The sequence below is a fragment of the Halorubrum sp. SD690R genome, assembly GCF_005435035.1.
Lineage (GTDB): Archaea > Halobacteriota > Halobacteria > Halobacteriales > Haloferacaceae > Halorubrum > Halorubrum ezzemoulense.
Window position 1 is genome coordinate 36,349 of record NZ_SGTV01000023.1, and the last position, 16,109, is coordinate 52,457.

General features: G+C 68.6%; 16 protein-coding genes. 11 read left to right on the plus strand and 5 right to left on the minus strand.

The window, feature by feature from the left end:
* The first annotated feature begins 63 nt into the window (after positions 1-63).
* Together EXE41_RS13550 and EXE41_RS13555 are read left to right on the plus strand one after the other, a co-directional pair.
* Positions 64-858: a winged helix-turn-helix domain-containing protein gene (locus tag EXE41_RS13550; RefSeq protein WP_086216633.1), complete on the plus strand. Its 795-nt coding sequence runs from the start codon at positions 64-66 to the stop codon at positions 856-858.
* Between the two features lie 115 nt (positions 859-973).
* A complete protein-coding gene (locus EXE41_RS13555) occupies positions 974-1,309 on the plus strand; it encodes a hypothetical protein (RefSeq protein WP_049932818.1) in 336 nt (111 codons plus the stop codon).
* A gap of 17 nt (positions 1,310-1,326) precedes the next feature.
* On the opposite strand, the gene EXE41_RS13560 is transcribed toward EXE41_RS13555, so the two are convergent.
* The 3 genes from EXE41_RS13560 to EXE41_RS13570 all read right to left on the minus strand — a co-directional run bounded on the left by EXE41_RS13560 (position 1,327) and on the right by EXE41_RS13570 (position 3,938).
* Positions 1,327-2,349 carry an NADP-dependent oxidoreductase gene (locus EXE41_RS13560; RefSeq protein ID WP_137691291.1) on the minus strand — a complete coding sequence of 341 codons (1,023 nt, stop codon included), beginning with the start codon at positions 2,347-2,349 and terminating at the stop codon, positions 1,327-1,329.
* Positions 2,350-2,496: 147 nt separating this feature from the next.
* Positions 2,497-3,657, minus strand: a complete 1,161-nt coding sequence (locus EXE41_RS13565) for a CapA family protein (RefSeq protein WP_137691292.1) — start codon at positions 3,655-3,657, stop codon at positions 2,497-2,499.
* 80 nt (positions 3,658-3,737) lie between these two features.
* Positions 3,738-3,938 (minus strand): hypothetical protein, encoded by a 201-nt coding sequence (locus EXE41_RS13570; RefSeq protein ID WP_049932821.1) that lies wholly within the window; start codon positions 3,936-3,938, stop codon positions 3,738-3,740.
* 190 nt (positions 3,939-4,128) lie between these two features.
* Here EXE41_RS13570 and EXE41_RS13575 point away from each other — a divergent pair, with 190 nt between their 5' ends.
* Both EXE41_RS13575 and EXE41_RS13580 read left to right on the plus strand, forming a co-directional pair.
* On the plus strand, positions 4,129-5,238 hold the full coding sequence (locus EXE41_RS13575; RefSeq protein WP_049932822.1) for a GTP-binding protein: 1,110 nt from the start codon (positions 4,129-4,131) through the stop codon (positions 5,236-5,238).
* A 315-nt stretch (positions 5,239-5,553) separates the two neighbouring features.
* Positions 5,554-6,741: a redox-regulated ATPase YchF gene (locus tag EXE41_RS13580; RefSeq protein WP_137691293.1), complete on the plus strand. Its 1,188-nt coding sequence runs from the start codon at positions 5,554-5,556 to the stop codon at positions 6,739-6,741.
* Between the two features lie 43 nt (positions 6,742-6,784).
* On the opposite strand, the gene EXE41_RS13585 is transcribed toward EXE41_RS13580, so the two are convergent.
* Positions 6,785-7,252 carry a GNAT family N-acetyltransferase gene (locus tag EXE41_RS13585; protein WP_089307856.1) on the minus strand — a complete coding sequence of 156 codons (468 nt, stop codon included), beginning with the start codon at positions 7,250-7,252 and terminating at the stop codon, positions 6,785-6,787.
* A 137-nt stretch (positions 7,253-7,389) separates the two neighbouring features.
* Here EXE41_RS13585 and EXE41_RS13590 point away from each other — a divergent pair, with 137 nt between their 5' ends.
* Both EXE41_RS13590 and EXE41_RS13595 read left to right on the plus strand, forming a co-directional pair.
* Positions 7,390-8,220 carry an amidohydrolase family protein gene (locus tag EXE41_RS13590; RefSeq protein ID WP_049932825.1) on the plus strand — a complete coding sequence of 277 codons (831 nt, stop codon included), beginning with the start codon at positions 7,390-7,392 and terminating at the stop codon, positions 8,218-8,220.
* 72 nt (positions 8,221-8,292) lie between these two features.
* Entirely contained in the window at positions 8,293-8,811 is a 519-nt protein-coding gene (locus EXE41_RS13595; RefSeq protein ID WP_137691294.1) for a DUF371 domain-containing protein, read from the plus strand.
* Positions 8,812-8,842: 31 nt separating this feature from the next.
* Here EXE41_RS13595 and EXE41_RS13600 read toward each other — a convergent pair whose 3' ends face one another.
* Positions 8,843-9,442: a CoA pyrophosphatase gene (locus EXE41_RS13600; RefSeq protein WP_137691295.1), complete on the minus strand. Its 600-nt coding sequence runs from the start codon at positions 9,440-9,442 to the stop codon at positions 8,843-8,845.
* A gap of 143 nt (positions 9,443-9,585) precedes the next feature.
* On the opposite strand from EXE41_RS13600, the gene proS reads away from it, so the two are divergent.
* From proS to EXE41_RS13630, 5 genes are all read left to right on the plus strand, one after another.
* Complete coding sequence (gene proS / locus EXE41_RS13605) at positions 9,586-11,061, plus strand: proline--tRNA ligase (protein ID WP_137691296.1); 1,476 nt, start codon at positions 9,586-9,588, stop codon at positions 11,059-11,061.
* 152 nt (positions 11,062-11,213) lie between these two features.
* Positions 11,214-12,482, plus strand: a complete 1,269-nt coding sequence (locus EXE41_RS13610) for a hypothetical protein (protein ID WP_137691297.1) — start codon at positions 11,214-11,216, stop codon at positions 12,480-12,482.
* Positions 12,483-12,590: 108 nt separating this feature from the next.
* Positions 12,591-13,814, plus strand: a complete 1,224-nt coding sequence (locus tag EXE41_RS13615) for a hypothetical protein (protein WP_137691298.1) — start codon at positions 12,591-12,593, stop codon at positions 13,812-13,814.
* A 449-nt stretch (positions 13,815-14,263) separates the two neighbouring features.
* Positions 14,264-15,271, plus strand: coding sequence for a site-specific integrase (locus EXE41_RS13625; protein ID WP_137691299.1), 1,008 nt, complete (start codon positions 14,264-14,266; stop codon positions 15,269-15,271).
* 325 nt (positions 15,272-15,596) lie between these two features.
* Complete coding sequence (locus tag EXE41_RS13630) at positions 15,597-15,995, plus strand: hypothetical protein (protein ID WP_137691300.1); 399 nt, start codon at positions 15,597-15,599, stop codon at positions 15,993-15,995.
* Positions 15,996-16,109: the final 114 nt, after the last annotated feature.

Here is a 16,109-nt window from a genome sequence, read left to right on the forward strand (position 1 = left end):
CTCACGGCGTGAAACCTCAACGGTGAGCGAAGCCGGTTTATTCCGGTGGACGCTTGATCGCGCATGGAGGCCCCGCTCGAGGAGATCGAGTTCCTCGCCCGCTCGACGAACCGCGTCGAGGTGTTACAGCTGTTGGCGTCGGCGCCGCAGACGCGGGCGGACCTCGCGACCGCCACGGGGGCGTCGCAAGCGACCCTCGGTCGGATCCTCGAGGACTTCGCCGACCGGTCGTGGGTCAGCCGCGACGGTGAAGAGTACGTCGCCACCGCGACCGGGGAGTTGGTGGCCGAGGGCGTCGAAGAGCTCGTCGCCCTCCTCGAGACGGAGGCCAAACTGCGGGACGTGGTGGCGTACCTGCCGACGGCCGAACTCGGGTTCGACCTCCGCCGTCTCGCCGACGCGACCGTGACCGTTCCGACGCGGACGCGACCGAGCGCGCCGCTCCAGCGCGTCCTCGACGCGATGGCGGGGGCGACGACGCTGCGCGCGTTCTCACACACGCTCAACGAACAGAGCCTCGCGACGGCCCGGGACCGGGTGGCCGCGGGCGAGCAGACGTTCGAGGCGGTGCTCTCGGCCGGCGCCATCGAGGCGCTCGCGGCAGACGACGTCCTCTGGAGGCGGCTTCGAACGCTGGCGGAGAGCGACGACGCGGAGATCCGCGTCCGTCGCGAGGAGGTCCCCGTCGCGGTCACCGTCGCCGATGACACCGTGTACCTGCTCGTCCGCGACGACGGGGGCATCCTCCGGGCGTCCCTCCACACCGACGATCCGGCGGTGCGCGAGTGGGCGGACCAGGCTTTCTCGGGGTACTGGAAGGCGTCCGACCCCTTCGACCCGACGGCGTTCGAGGAGTGAGTCCACGGATCCGGACGGCCGCGGCCCCGTCGCGGTTTGGGAGACGGGTCACGCGTCGACACCGTCGGTCCGACCCGGCAAAACCCACTTGTCCGCGGTACGCGTACCAGCGGTAATGGCCCCTCACGACGCGGAGTTGGCGATCGAGACGTGGCGGTTCCGGGACCGAGCGCTGCCGCGCGTGCCGCCGTCGGGGTGGGGGACGACCGACCGCCTCCGCGAGGCGGTGTGTCGCGCCGTGGCGTGTTCGGTCGACGGCGTCGAGCGCGTCGAACCGTTCTCGGGACCGGCGACCGAGCGCGAGCGCTTCGACGCGACCGTGACCGCGGACTCGATAGACCACGACCTCGTGCGCCTCGTCACGCCGGCGTCGGAGAGCGACGGAGAACAGAAGGAGTTCAGCGAATCGACGGAGCAGTTCGACCTGGACGAGGCCCTCGACCGGCTCTGACGGCCTCGGTGCGGTCGCTACTCGTCGTCCGGCGACGACACCCGCACGACCTGCTTGCCGATGTTGTCGCCGGAGAACAGTCCGAGGAACGCGTCCGGGGCGTTCCCCAGCCCGTCCACGACGCTCTCGCGGTGTTCGAGGTCGCCGCTCGCGACCCAGTGGGCGAGTCGCTCGCTCGCCTCGCCGAACCGCGTCGCGAAGTCGCCGACGAGCAGTCCCTCGACCTTCGCTCGCACCGGGATCAGCTGCGGGAGCTTCCGTGGTCCGGTCGGGACCGACTCGTCGTTGTAATGGGCGATCTGCCCGCAGACCGCGACCCGCGCGTCGATGTTCAGTCTCGTGAACACCGCGTCGGTGATCGGTCCGCCGACGTTGTCGAAGTAGACGTCGACCCCGTCGGGCGCAGCCTCGTCGAGCGCGGCGCGGTAGTCGTCCGTCGTCTTATAGTTGATCGCGGCGTCGAAGCCCAAGTCCTCGGTGAGCCACGCGGTCTTCTCGTTGCTGCCGGCGAACCCGACCACGCGGCAGCCGTTGCGCTTCGCGATCTGTCCGACGACCGAGCCGACCGCGCCCGCCGCCCCGGAGACGACGACCGTGTCGCCGGGCTTCGGCTCGCCGACTTCGAGGAGGCCGAAGTAGGCGGTCCGCCCGGGCATGCCGAGGACGCCGAGGTACGCCTCGGGGTCGGCGATCGCCGGGTCGACCGGGGCGACGTCGTCGGCGTCGAGCGTCGCGTAGTCGGCCCAGCGCCCCTCGCCCGTCACGAGGTCGCCCGCCTCGTACGCGTCGCTCTCGCTCTCGACCACCTCGCCGACGACGCCGCCTCTGAGCGCGTCGCCCACGTCCCACGGCTCGGCATACGACTCGGCGTCGCGCATCCGGCCGCGCATGTACGGGTCGACCGAGAGGTACCGGATGCGGACGAGCAGTTCGCCCGGTGCGGGCGAGGGAACGTCTGTCTCGCGCAGTTCGAAGCTGTCCTGATCGGGCTCGCCGGTCGGCCGCTCGGCGAGAAGCCACTCGCGGTTGGTGTTCGTCACGGCTCCCATTGGGGTATCGGACCCAATAGGGTTTGGACCCCAGCAGCCGTCGTGGGGATCCGGAAGCCGTCGGAGGCGCGGCGATTGGCGGTCCGGTGATGTAGCGGTCCGGGGGTGTAGCGGTCCAGCGGTCCGGAGAGGGGCCGGCTACCCGTCGCCCAGCGGGATCCGCAGGCGGCCGTCGAGCAGTTCGCCGCCGAGCCCCTCGACCGCGGTCCCGAACGCCGCGGAGCGCTCGGCGACCGTCTCTCGGACCCACTCGGCGACCTCGTCGTCCGCCAGCGCCGCGGCCTCGTCGGCGATTTGGGTCGGGACGACGTCGAGGGCGACGAGGTCCCCGTCGCGGACGACGAGTTCGAAGAGCGCGCTCCGCTTGTTGTACACCCCCTCCCGGTCGCGGTAGCTGACGTAGTCGTCGACGAAGTCGCCGGCGTCGTAGACGATCGGAGACCCATCATGTACCTCGACGCCCTGGAGGACGTGCGCGCTGTGGCCGTGGACGACGTCGACGCCGAGTTCGACGAGCCAGCGCCCGAATCGCTCGTGGACCGCGCGCGGTTCGGTCTCCCAGTTCGCGCCCCAGTGGAGCGAGGCAACGACGAGGTCCGGGTCCGCCTCGGCGACGCGGTCGAGTGCGTCGCCGACGAGAGCGCGCGTCTCGCGCACGCCGGGGTCGAGCCGCGCGAACGCCGTACCCGGGTCGGCGTCGGTCGCCGCGAACGCCGCGGACTGGTCGGTGAGGCCGAACGCGGCCACGGTGAGGTCGCCCGCCTCGAACGTCGCTGGGGCGAGCGCCCCGGCGGCGTTTTCGCCGGCGCCCGCACGGGCGATTCCGGCGTCGGCGAGGTGCCGCCGAGTGTCGCGGAGGGCCGGCTCCCGGTAGTCGAGGACGTGGTTGTTGGCGAGCGAGACGAACGACGCCCCCGCCGCCTCCAGCGTGGGCACCGCGAACGACGGCGGCGACCGGAAGTAGTACGTCTTGTCCGGCCAGCGGTCGCCGCGGTCGGAGACGCAACACTCCAAGTTGCCGACGAGCGCGTCGAGGTCGCGGAGCCGCGGGAGCGTCGACCCCCAAACCGCCGTCGGATCGTCGGCATCCGCCCAGCGGTTGGCGACGCTCCGTCCGAGCATCAGGTCGCCGACGAGGCCGATTCGGGCGGCGGTTCCGTTTCCGGCGTCGCCGTCGGTGCCGCCCGCGTCGGCTCCGCCGCGGTCGTCAGCGTTCGCGGGCGAGGAGCCCCCCGCACAGCCGGCGACCGCGCTGACTCCGGCGACGCCGGAGGCGAGGACCGTCCGACGGGTGACCATCGTCCGGGGTCTCGGCGAGCGGCGACTTCAACGCTCCGGACGGGGCAGAAGGAGGGGAGAGAGGCGTCGTCGGGAGCGCGTCACGCGACGGCGACGCCGTTGCGCGTGAGGTAGTCGCTCGCGGCCTTGATTTCGACCGGGCTGCCGATGATCCGGTACCGTTCCGCCGTCTCGACGACGGTGACCGTGAACCGGTCTTCGAGGCACTCCCGGTGGCCGTCGAGCGCGTGGCGCGGGAGGACGATCTGCGTACTGTCGCGGAGGCTCGACGGATCTGGCATTCGGCGTGCCGAGTGATTATTCGTCGTCGATATAACCGTGTCGAAGTATCGGCGCGCCAACCACTCGTTCGGCGGCGACGCCCCCGTTCGCGGACCGCTGTCGGGGGATTCGATTCGCGGCGGCGACCCGACGACAGCCCGGCGATCCGAAGGAACACCTTTAACGAGCCGAGCGGCCGAGAGACGGGTAATGGGACTGGAGGAGGAAATCGAAGACCTCCGCGAGGAGATCGCCAACACGCCCTACAACAAGGCCACGGAGGCCCACATCGGGCGCCTGAAGGCGAAGCTCGCGGAAAAAAAGGAGAAGCTGGAGAACCAGTCCTCCGCCGGCGGCGGCCACGGCTACGCGGTCGAGAAGCACGGCGACGCCACGGTGGCCTTGGTCGGGTTCCCGAGCGTCGGCAAGTCGACCCTCATCAACGCCCTCACCAACGCCGACAGCGAGGTCGGCTCCTACGAGTTCACGACCCTCGACGTCAATCCGGGCATGCTGCAGTACCGCGGCGCGAACATCCAGATCCTCGACGTGCCGGGGCTGATCGAGGGCGCGGCGGGCGGCCGCGGCGGCGGGAAGGAGGTCCTCTCGGTCGTCCGGACCGCGGACCTGGTCGTGTTCATGCTCTCGGTCTTCGAGATCGAGCAGTACGACCGCCTGCGCGAGGAGCTGTACGCGACGAACATCCGCCTCGACACCGACCCGCCGAACATCAACATCCGGAAGACCCACAAGGACGGGCTCGGCGTGACGATGAGCGACGACGTGAGCCTCGACGAGGAGACGATCAAGCAGGTCCTCCGCGAGTACGGCTACGTCAACGCGAAGGTCACCATCCCCCACGACCTCACGATCGACGAGCTCGTCGACGCCGTGATGGACAACCGCGAGTACCTCCCCTCGATGGTCACCGTCAACAAGGCGGACCTCATCGAAAAGAGCTACCTGCCGACCGTGAAGGAGGAACTCCGCGACCGCGACCTCGACCCCGACGACGTGCTCTTCATCTCGGCCGAGAAGGAGCTCGGCCTCGACGGGCTCAAAGAGCGGCTCTGGGAGGAACTCGGGGTTATTCGGATTTATATGGACAAGCCGGGGCGCGGCGTGGACTACGAGGAGCCGCTCATCCTCTTCGAGGGCGACACCGTCGGCGACGCCTGTACGAAGCTGGGCGGCGAACTCGACGAGCGGTTCAAGTTCGCGCGCGTCTCGGGCGAGAGCGCCAAGCACGACGACCAGCAGGTCGGGAAGAGCCACGAGCTGGCGGACGAGGACGTGCTGCGGATAGTCGCGCGGAAGTAGATTTTCGACCTGACGGCGGCAGTAAAGCCGCTTGAAGTTCCATCCTTCGTGAGACACGGCCAGCGAGTCGACGGGGACTGCCGCCAAAGCCCCAGCCGCGTCGGCCGGCCGCCGCTTCGCTCCGGCCGCCCGACACCAGCGAGGGACCGTCGGTCCCTCTGGCAGCCGGCGCGTAGCGCCGGCGACCTCGCACGCGCTCCTCGCGCCCCATTGGCGCTCGGAGGCGCGCGCCACCGCACCATCGGACCGGCTCATATTCGATACGTCTCCGCGCCCGACCGAAAGGCGCTTTTCGCGGGGCCGCGACCGTCGGGTATGCTCACGGTCGCGCTCGCGGGCAAGCCGAACGCCGGCAAGTCCACCTTCTACACCGCCGCCACGATGGCCGACGTCGACGTCGCGAACTACCCGTTCACGACCATCGACGCCAACCGCGGGGTGACCCACGTCCGGACGCGCTGCCCGTGTCTCGACCGCGACGAGCGCTGCGGGAACGAGAACTGTCGCGACGGGAAGCGCTACGTCCCGATCGAACTGCTCGACGTGGCGGGACTGGTCCCCGGCGCGCACGAGGGGAAGGGCCTCGGCAACCAGTTCCTCGACGAACTGACGAACGCGGACGTCGTCCTGAACGTCGTCGACGCCTCGGGGGCCACGAACGCCGAAGGCGAACCGGTCGAGGTCGGGAGCCACGACCCCCTCGACGACGTGGACTTCGTCGAGGAGGAGATGGACCTGTGGCTCGCCGGCATCGTCGACCGCAACTGGGAGAGCGTCGAGCGGAAGTCGCGCTCGCCGGACTTCGACCTCGAAGCCGCGCTCTCGGACATGCTCACCGGCTTCGGCGCGACCGAGCGGGACGTGACCGCGGTGCTGCGCGGCTTGGAGTACCCCGACGATCCGAAGGCGTGGACCGACGACGACCGCGAGGCGCTCGCGCGGGCGGTCCGCCGGCGCACCAAGCCCATCGTCGTCGTCGCGAACAAGGTCGACGCGGCCCCCGACGACGCGGTCGAGCGGATCCGCGAGGGGACGGACAAGCCCGTGGTCCCGGCGACCGCCGACGGAGAACTGGCACTGCGCCGCGCCGCCGACGCCGGCGTCGTCGACTACGACCCGGGCGACGAGTCGTTCGAGATCGTCGGCGACGTCTCCGACGACCAGCGCGCCGGCCTCGACGCCCTCCGCGAGTCGATGACGGCCCACGACGGAACGGGCGTTCAGTCGGCGCTGAACGCGGCCGTCTACGACCTGCTCGACCGGATCACGGCCTACCCAGTCCAGGACGCCGGCAAGTGGACGGACGGCACGGGCAACGTCCTCCCGGACGCGTTCCTCCTGCCCGCGGGGTCGACCCCGCGGGACCTCGCGTACGCGGTCCACTCGGACATCGGCGAAGGGTACCTCCACGCGGTCGACGCGCGCGCTTCGCGCCGGATCGGCGAGGACCACGAGCTGACCGAAGGCGACGTGGTGAAGATCGTCTCGACCGCCGGACCCTAATCGGGACCGCGGCGGGCGTCGGTGGGCGCATCGCCCCCTCGCTTCACTCCACCGACCGCGCGTACGTCACCTGCTTGGGCTCGAAGCCCGCGTCCCGGTAGAAGCGCCGCGCGCCGTCGTTGCCCCACTCGCAGGAGACGGTGAGGTAGTCGCGGTCCGCCTCGCGGGCCAACTCCTCGACCCGCTCGACGACCGCGGTGCCGTACCCCTCGTTCCGGTGTTCCGCGTCGATTTCGAGGTTCACGATATCGAGGTACCGGCCCCGCTCTCGGGCGGGCCGGGTGCCCGTTTCGAGGGTGGTGAACCCGACCGTCTCGCCGTCGACGGCGACGAGGTAGTCGGTCACCGACGGGTCGTCGAGGTGCGCGCGGAAGCCGTCGTCCGCGACCGCCCCGGCGTCCTCGTGGCGTATCTCGTTCAGCGACGAGTACGCCTCCATCGCCGTCGCGAGGTCGTACCACCTGTCGGCGAGCGCGCCGAGGTCACCCTCGTCGGCTTCGACGAGTTCCATGTCGGCTCGGCGTGGCGAGGAGTCTTCAGCCTTGGCTCCGCGTGCGACGGCGTCGCGTGCCTCGGCCCCCGTCGCCCGCCGCCGTGCGACCGACAGGCACATCCGGATCGCCCGAGACGGACGGGTAGAGAGCGGCCATGCTCGGGCTCGAACACGACTTCCGGATCGTCGACACCCGCGCGACCCTCGACCCCGACGAGTCGTCGGTCGCCACCCACGGGCGGGACATCTCGCCGGAGCGACTGGAACGGGAAATGCTCCAGGCCGGGATCGTCCGCGCGGTCGCGAGCCCCGGCCAGCGCGCCGCCGGGCGGAGCTACCTCCGCGCGAACAACGCGGTCGCGCGCCTGTCGATCGACCGCCCGTTCGTCGCGTTCGCCCGGCTCAACGGCCCCCGCGACCCGGGGACCGGGCCCGTGTCGGTGGTCCGGAACCTCCGCGCCGAGCGCGGCGACCACCACGCCCGGCCGGACGACGTCGAGCAGTACTCCTACGACGACCGCTTCCACGGCTTCACGCTGGCCCCCCACGTCGACGGGCTGCCGAACGAGGACGTGCTGACGCGGCTGGAGGACGCCGACCTCCCGCTCTTCGTCCACGCCGGCCGGAAATTCCCGCCCGAGGCGGTCGAGACGGAGCTGCTGGACTACGACCTGCCGGTCGTGCTGGGGAGCTTCGGCGGCTACCCGCTGGACGCCGACCTGATGAACGAGACGCTGGACCTGCTCGACGAGTACGACCGGGTGTACGTCGACACGAGCGCCGTGCGCTACCGAGAGGTGCTCGAACGCGGCGTGTTGGAACACCCCGACCGCGTCCTCTTCGGCTCCGGCGCGCCCGACGTCCACCCGAACGTCGGCGTGATGGAGGTGCTCACGCTCGACGTCTCCGAGGACCTGATGCGTCGCGTGCTGGCGAAGAACCCCGCCCGGCTCGTCCCGGCGCTCGCCGAGGGCGCCGACGTCTGAGGCGGGAGTCCCGGGCTCCGCCTTCGCCGCCGAAGCGACGGCCACTTGTCGCGCCGCGGCCGACCGGCGAGCATGAGCGACGCAGACGCCCCGAGCGAGCCCGCCGCGGGCGACGCCCTCGACGACGGCGAGCGCGACGTCGACGACACCCGCGTCGAAGTCGTCCGCGCGACGGGCCACGAGCACGTCTCCGCCGAGCACGCGAGCACGTTCGAACTCACGACCGACGACTGGCTCACGCCCGCCGGCGACTGTATCGTCGGTGTCGAGGCCGACCGGACCCCCCGAGACTTTTCGGCCGAGTTCCGCGAGGCGTGTCGGGACGCGGACGCGACGATCGAGGCGACGCTCGTCGTCGACGCGGGCGACGACGAGACGTTCGAACAGACGATCACCGGCCGAGGCGACCCGGACCTCGCGCTGCTCGACGACCGCTCGATGGTCGGTCGGACGAGCGACTACACGGACGACGAGCGGACGATCCTCGTCGACGGCGACGGCGCCGCCGCCGACCTCGACCGCGACCTCGTCGCCGCGCTGGCCGACGGGGCCGACCTCACGCTGCGGCTCGAAGTCGAGCCCGCCGAGTGACGCGGCCGGCCACGCCGTCGTCCACGAATGGCTAAATCGGGAGCTCGGCGTCCGCCCCGACCACGCGGTCGGGCTCGGCGGGCGCGCGCCAGTCGGTCGTCCGCTCCAGTAGCTGTACCACCATCCGGCCCGTCACGCCCCAGACGGTGTAGCCGCCGACGTGGAAGTAGTGGACGCGGTGGTCGCCGTACTCCGGGTGGTCGACGCGGCGTTCCGACTCGTAGTTCGCGGGGTCGGTGAGCGCGTCGACCGGGAGGACCGCCACCTCCGCGACCTCCGACTCATCCGGGGCGTACTCGCGGTCGGGTGCGACGCCGACGAACGGCCGGACCGCGTACTGCGACGAGGTGCGCGTGTCGTCGAGCCGGCCGATCACGTCGACCTCCGACGACCGCATCCCGACCTCCTCGTCGGCCTCGCGCAGCGCGGTGTCCGTCAGCGTCCGGTCGATCGGCTCGCGGCCGCCCCCGGGGAAGCTCATCTGTCCGGGGTGCTCGCCGAGGTGCGCGGCGCGCTTGGTGAACAGCAGGTGGGCGTCGCCGTCGCGCGCGATCACCGGCGCCAACACGGCCGCCTCGCGCCGCCCGGCGAGCGACTGCGGCGCGTGGCGGCGCACCCCCGACAGGTCCATGGGCGACGTAGGCGACGCGAGGCGGTTAACGTTTCCCCGGATTCCATCTGTGCGGGACGTGATCGGGGTACACGTTCGGGGCGGACGCGGCGCTGCGGTCGGGTTCGGACCTTTTAAGCCCGCGACACCCGCTTTCGAGAGTAATGAGCGACGATGACCAAGAGCTCGGGATCACCGAGTCCAAGACGCACAACACGGGCGAGTGGTACGCCGAGGTCGTACGAAAGGCCGGCCTCGCCGACTACGGGCCGGAGGGGATGAGCGGCTTCATCGTCACCCGTCCGCGGGCGTACGCGGTCTGGGAGCGGCTCCAGGGGTTCCTCGACGCGAAGTTCAAGAACACCGGCGTCCAGAACGCCTACTTCCCGATGTTCATCCCCGAGTCGTACCTCGAACGGGAGAAGGACATCGTCGAGGGGTTCGATCCCGAGGTGGCGTGGGTCGACGAGGCGGGCAATAAGGAGCTCGAGGAGCGGCTCGCGGTCCGGCCCACCTCCGAATCGATCATCACGCCGTACATCAGCCAGTGGGTGCGGAGCCACCGCGACCTCCCGCTGCGCGTGAACCAGTGGTGCTCGGTCGTGCGCTGGGAGGCGACCGAGACGAAGCCCTTCTTCCGGACGAAGGAGTTCCTCTGGCAGGAGGGCCACACGGCGCACGCGACCCGCGAGGACGCGTGGGCGGAGACGATGACCCGGCTCGACCAGTACGAGTCCGTCTACGACGACCTGCTGGCGATGCCCGTCCTGAAGGGGCAGAAGCCGGACCACGACAAGTTCCCCGGCGCGGACACGACGACGACCGTCGAGGCGCTGATGCCCGACGGGAAGTCGGTCCAGGCGGGCACCTCCCACCACCTCGGGCAGTCGTTCGCCGAGGCGTTCGACATCACCTACTCGGACGAGGACGAGGAGGAGCGCGTCGCCCACACCACCTCGTGGGGGCTCTCGTGGCGCGCGCTGGGCGCGCTGATCATGACCCACTCTGACGAGCAGGGGCTCGTCTTGCCTCACACGGTCGCGCCCACGCAGGTCGTCGTCGTCCCCATCTGGCAGGAGGACACGAAAGAAGACGTCCTCGACTACGCCGAGGGCGTGACCGACGACCTCGACGACGCCGGGATCCGGGTCGAGCTCGACGACCGCGACGAGCGCAACCCCGGGTTCAAGTTCAACGAACACGAGCTTAACGGGATCCCGCTCCGGATCGAGATCGGTCCCCACGAGGTCGACGACGAGGAGCTCACGCTGGTCCACCGGCCCGACGGGGAGAGCGTCGAGGTCGACCGCGAGGCCGTCGCCGAGACCGTCCGCGAGCAGTTCGACGAGATATACGCCAAGCTGTACGCGACCGCCGAGGAGACCCTCGACGACGGCGTGCGCGAGGCCGACGACCGCGCCGAGATCCTCGGCACGCTCGGCCAGCACGGCGGCTACGTGAAGGCGCCGTGGTGCGGCGACGAGGCCTGCGAGGAGCCGATCAAGGAACCGATGGCCGCCGAGATCGTGATGGTCCCGTTCGACGACGAGGACCCCCTCGCCGACGGGGACCACGAGGAGACGTGCGCGATGTGCGACGCCGCCGCCGAGCGGACGGCGTACTTCGCGAAGACGTACTGAGCCGCGACGACGCGTCCTCCGCGGAGACGAGCCGCAGTTGTCACTCGTTTTTGAGGAATCGAGCCGTCCCGGTCTCGTCGGGCGATTAATCCGCGTTGATCCGGCTTAACGGAGTTCCGGATATATACGATCGGAGGGCATAAACGCCGGTAATGAACCGCTGGATTGCGAGTCTCGTCGTCGCGGCCGTCGCCGCGGCCCTGATCGTCGGAGCCGCCGCCGCCGCGCCGGCGGGCATGGTGACCGCACAGACCGACCCGGGGAACGGGAGCGGTGGGGACTCGGGCGCCGAGAGCGCGAGCGGCGCGAACGCGACGGGCGACCTCAGTCCCGGCGAGCGGCTCGCCGGCGTCGTCGGCGTTCAGGGCGCGGAGATCGAGGGCGAGGTCGAATCGCGAGCGTTCGAGGTCGCGCTCCGGGAGTCCGAGACCAACGAGAGCCGCGCCGCCGTCGTCGCGGAGCGGCTGAACCGGACCGCGGAGCGCCTCGCGGAGCTGGAACAGCGACAGGACGAGCTCCGCGAGCGCCGCGAGGCCGGGGAGCTGAGTCAGGGCGCGTACGCCGCGCGGATGGCGACGACGACCGCGCGGATCGAGACGCTCTCGCGGGGGCTGAACCGGAGCGCGAGCGCGGCCGCCGAACTCCCCGCCGCCGTCCGGAACGAGACGGGCGTCGACAACGAGCGGCTGGCGACGCTGCGCGAGCGCGCGAACGAACTCAGCGGCCCCGAGGTCGCCGCCATCGCCCGCGGCGTGGCGGGCAAAGACGTCGGCGGACCGGTCGCCCCCGGACGGCGCGGCCCGCCGGGCAACGGGACCGCACGCGGCCCGCCCGTCGACGCCGGCTCACCCGGGATGGGGCGGCCCGGAGGGGATTCGGGAAATCGATCGGCCGGGCCGCCGGGAGCGAGCTCGGGGAACGGATCGATGGGAGCACCCGGGGCCGGTTCGGGGAAAGGTCCGGGCGGTGAGCCCGGTAACGGGTCCGTCGGACCGCCGGCGTCGGGGAGCGCGAACGGGACCGGAGCCGTCGCCGCGGACGGCCCGAACCGGTCCGACCCCTCGGGATCCGGCACCGCGACCGGCGGCGGAGCCGGCAACGCGTCGACCGGCGGTCCGACTGACCCGGGGAGCGAACCCGGGAGTGAAAGCGGGCCGAGCGATGACGCCTCCGACGGAAACGGTTCAAGCGATGGCGCCTCCGACGGAAACGGTTCAAGCGATGACGCCTCCGACGGAAACGGTTCAAGCGATGGCTCCCCTGACGGAGGCAGTTCGAGCAATCATAGCTCTGACGGAGGCAGTTCGAGCGGCGCCTCCGACGGAAACGGTCCGAGCGGCGGCCCCGACGGAAACAGTTCGAGCGGCGGCGCGGGCGCCCCGCCGACGACCGTCGGCAGTCCGTCTCGCCTCGATGCGTGAAGTCGGTGGCGCCGTGAACCCGCACACACCCGCCGCCCCGCCGGCGGCGGCACCGCGTAACCGTTCCGCATGGGAAGGAATTTACCGGCTCTCCGTGTGGCGTAGGACGTGAAGCGAGCGCCGGTCCCCCTCGCCGTCGTCGCACTCCTCGGGGCCGTCGGTCTCGCCCTCGCCGCCGGCGGCGCGGGCGCGGTCCCGTTCGAGGGCGGCTTCGCACAGATGGACGTCGAACCGGACGACGTGTCGATGGCGGTCGCCGTCCAACCGGACGGCGACGCGCAATGGACCGTCGAGTACCGGATCCGGCTCGGCACCGACGAGGAGGAGCGGGCGTTCGAGCAGCTTCGCGCCGACGTGGAGAACGACACGGACGCGTACACGGCCCGGTTCCGCGACCGGATGGCCTCGACCGCGGCGACCGCCGAGTCGGCGACAGGGCGCAACATGACCGTGTCGAACGCGACCGTCACCGCCGAGCGGCGCGAACTCCCGCAGGCGTACGGCGTGTTGACCTACCGGTTCGAGTGGACGAACTTCGCCGCCGTCGACGGCGACCGGCTGCGCGTCGGCGACGCGGTCGACGGGCTGTTCCTCGACGGCTCCTCGTCGCTCATCGTCTCGTGGTCGGACGGGTATCGCCTCGGAGAGACGACGCCGGAGCCGAGCAAGGTCCGGGAGGAGTCCGTCGTCTGGAACGGTCCGGTCGACTTCTCGGCCGGCCAACCGCGGATCGCGGTCGCACCCGCCGGGCCGCTCTCGGGGGTGCCGACCGCCGGGCTCGTCGCTCTCTTCGCCGTGCTCGTCGTCGCCGGAACAACCGCCTATCGGCGGCGCAACGCCGGGGACGACGGCGGAGAGGGAGTCGTCGCGACCGACACGGCGGTCGGAAGCGAGACCGCCGGGAGCGAGACTGCCGCGAGTGACGAGACTGCCGCAAGCGGCGAGTCGGGACTCGGCGGAGACGGCGACGCGGACACCTCCGGTGAGAGCGACGACGAGGCGGACGCGGCGCCGACCGTCGACAGCGACCTGTTGAGCAACGAGGAGCAGGTGCTTCGCCTCATCGAGTCACAGGGCGGTCGGATGAAACAGAAGCAGGTGGCCGAGGAGCTGGACTGGACCGCCGCGAAGACGAGTCAGGTGGTGACGGGGCTCCGCGACGAGGGCGACCTCGACGGCTTCCGGCTGGGGCGGGAGAACGTCCTCTCGCTGCCGGAGTTCGAGCCGGACGGGGATGCGAGCGACGAGGACGCGGAGAGTGAGGTTGGCGACGACGCCGGGGGAAGCGACGCCGACGGAGGCGACGGGAACGACGCCGCCGGGAGCGACTGATCGGATCGACGACGGGCCGAGACCGGGCGGTGACAGATCCGGCTACAGATCCCGGGAACGGCCGATATGACACAGTTCACCGCCACACTCGCACTCGCCCGGCGAGTCCGTTCGCCGACCGCATTTGAAACACTCGTACACTTCTTCGCCGTGATGCTCGTATTCTGGTCGCATATCTGCGTACACGGCCCCATGGTACATAGACACACACCTAATATTCTTTTGATAATATAAATCTGATATCGCACAGCGGTGACGGAACGATCAGAAAGAGGCCGATCACGGAGGACGACGGCGCGCACGGCCGCGGCTCTCGGTCGGAGGACGATTCGGTAGAAGAGCCGGAGGAGGGAATTATCACCCTCTACGCGCCGAGGCACGCTGTACCTCGCCGCTACCGCTGGTCCATACGCGGACAAGCCTCCAGCGGGAACGTGCGCGGAACACCCATGGAACTCAAACCGACACCGCCGCACGACGCCAAGCAACGATACCTCAAAAAGAAACAAGCCCACGTCTCCGACAAAACATACTACAACTACAACACCGCCCTCAAACGGCTATTGGAGTTTCTGGACGAGCGGAACATCAACGACATGCGAGACGTAGACAGCGACGAACTCGTCCGCTTCGAATCATGGCGGCTCAACAGCGTCAAACCAATCACATGCCGAAACGACATGCGGACCGTCAGCAACTTCATCCAATTCTGTGAATCCATACAGGCCGTCCCTGTCGGACTCCACGAACTCGTCATCCCCACCAAAGTCTCCGAAGACGACGAGATCTGTGACGACATACTCACGCGGCAAGAAGCGAGCGACATACTGGAATACCTGAACAAATACGAATACGCCAGCACCCGACACGTCACCACCCTCATCCTCTGGAAAACAGGTATGCGAATCGGCGGACTCCGGGCTCTGGACCTCGAAGACTTCGACACCGCCCGTCCCGCGCTGGAGATCCGACACCGACCCCAAACCAGCACCCCCCTGAAACAGAAAACCAAGGGCGAACGTGACGTACTCCTGAACTGGGAAACAGCCGACGTAATAGACGACTACGTCACCGACACCCGACCGGATGTGAAAGACGACAACGGGCGATCGCCACTCCTTGCCTCTACCCACGGCCGAGTCGCCCGCACGACGATCCAGAAGAACATCTACACCGCCACCCGGCCCTGTACCTACAACGGCGGGAAGTGCCCCTTCGGCAAGGACACCGAGACCTGTGACGCCCTCGCGTTCGACCAAGCGAACAAATGTCCCGGCTCGGTCAGCCCCCACGCCCTTCGTCGGGGATACGTCACGGCCGCACGAAACGCCGGCCAACCCAAAGACGTGACCGGAGACCGAGTTAACATGGGCGGCAAGGTCCTCGAAAAGCACTACGACAAAGGCTCATACGACCAAAAAGCCGAACGTCGAAAAGACCACTTACGGGACATATAAAAGAGTCCAGGGCACCAATCGGTTGTTTGGGAGCCGGTATCCCGAACGACCCTGACATACCCTGATCGACAGCGAGTACGGTTCAATAGAAGACGTTGAACTAACCAGAACCCACAGAGTCTACCAGAGGACGCACGAATATAACCAATAAACATACCCTAATGGGCGGTTCTTTTATATCGCAATATACGACCCTGTTAAAATTCGTAGGAAGTGATATACTCTGACCGGGGCGTGGTCAGTACAGATCATAGAAACACCTCCGTCGCACGCGACAGTGAGATACTCCACAGAATTTTAATCAACCCTCGTTTGTATTAATTATATGACACTCATATACCCCGGTTGGATAGAACTGGCTGGATTACTTGGGATAATTTTGAGTGCGCTTGCGGCTTTGCTTTTCGCATTTAACCAAACAAATCTCTCTGAAAAAATACAGCGAGGCTGGCATACTCTTCGATTCGGACATGATGCGATTAACGCTCTTAAAGAGGTAATGGAGACAGAGGGTAAAATCAACTCAGGCCAGGGATTTCAACAGTTAAGGGAGATACTCGCGCAAGAAAAAACTATCTCTGAATTTGGTCTACAGCATGAACCGGGAGAGTTGATAACCGAAATCGGATACGAAACGTACAACCATGTTAATGGGCACCACCTGTATATCATCGGGCCAAATGGAAATAAAGATAATCAAACAATAATCGTCGCTCTTCAGTAGACTGGCGGAACCAGGAGCATTAGTGCCTCTGGCCCGGCAAAAGCGGGTATGCATGAAGACCGTCCTGCCTTCGGCCAGAGGCTATCGGAACTTGCGGAACTTGGGGTAATAGAA

Excerpts from the sequence above, each read along its gene's own strand:
- EXE41_RS13600 (WP_137691295.1), bottom strand. The coding sequence starts at position 9,442 with ATGGACCTGTCGGGGGTGCGCCGCCACGCGCCGCAGTCGCTCGCCGGG.
- EXE41_RS13570 (WP_049932821.1), bottom strand. The coding sequence starts at position 3,938 with ATGCCAGATCCGTCGAGCCTCCGCGACAGTACGCAGATCGTCCTCCCG.
- EXE41_RS13630 (WP_137691300.1), top strand. The coding sequence starts at position 15,597 with ATGACACTCATATACCCCGGTTGGATAGAACTGGCTGGATTACTTGGG.
- EXE41_RS13595 (WP_137691294.1), top strand. The coding sequence starts at position 8,293 with ATGAGCGACGCAGACGCCCCGAGCGAGCCCGCCGCGGGCGACGCCCTC.
- EXE41_RS13610 (WP_137691297.1), top strand. The coding sequence starts at position 11,214 with ATGAACCGCTGGATTGCGAGTCTCGTCGTCGCGGCCGTCGCCGCGGCC.
- EXE41_RS13575 (WP_049932822.1), top strand. The coding sequence starts at position 4,129 with ATGGGACTGGAGGAGGAAATCGAAGACCTCCGCGAGGAGATCGCCAAC.
- EXE41_RS13555 (WP_049932818.1), top strand. The coding sequence starts at position 974 with ATGGCCCCTCACGACGCGGAGTTGGCGATCGAGACGTGGCGGTTCCGG.
- EXE41_RS13580 (WP_137691293.1), top strand. The coding sequence starts at position 5,554 with ATGCTCACGGTCGCGCTCGCGGGCAAGCCGAACGCCGGCAAGTCCACC.
- EXE41_RS13590 (WP_049932825.1), top strand. The coding sequence starts at position 7,390 with ATGCTCGGGCTCGAACACGACTTCCGGATCGTCGACACCCGCGCGACC.
- EXE41_RS13550 (WP_086216633.1), top strand. The coding sequence starts at position 64 with ATGGAGGCCCCGCTCGAGGAGATCGAGTTCCTCGCCCGCTCGACGAAC.
- EXE41_RS13625 (WP_137691299.1), top strand. The coding sequence starts at position 14,264 with ATGGAACTCAAACCGACACCGCCGCACGACGCCAAGCAACGATACCTC.
- EXE41_RS13585 (WP_089307856.1), bottom strand. The coding sequence starts at position 7,252 with ATGGAACTCGTCGAAGCCGACGAGGGTGACCTCGGCGCGCTCGCCGAC.
- proS (WP_137691296.1), top strand. The coding sequence starts at position 9,586 with ATGAGCGACGATGACCAAGAGCTCGGGATCACCGAGTCCAAGACGCAC.
- EXE41_RS13565 (WP_137691292.1), bottom strand. The coding sequence starts at position 3,657 with ATGGTCACCCGTCGGACGGTCCTCGCCTCCGGCGTCGCCGGAGTCAGC.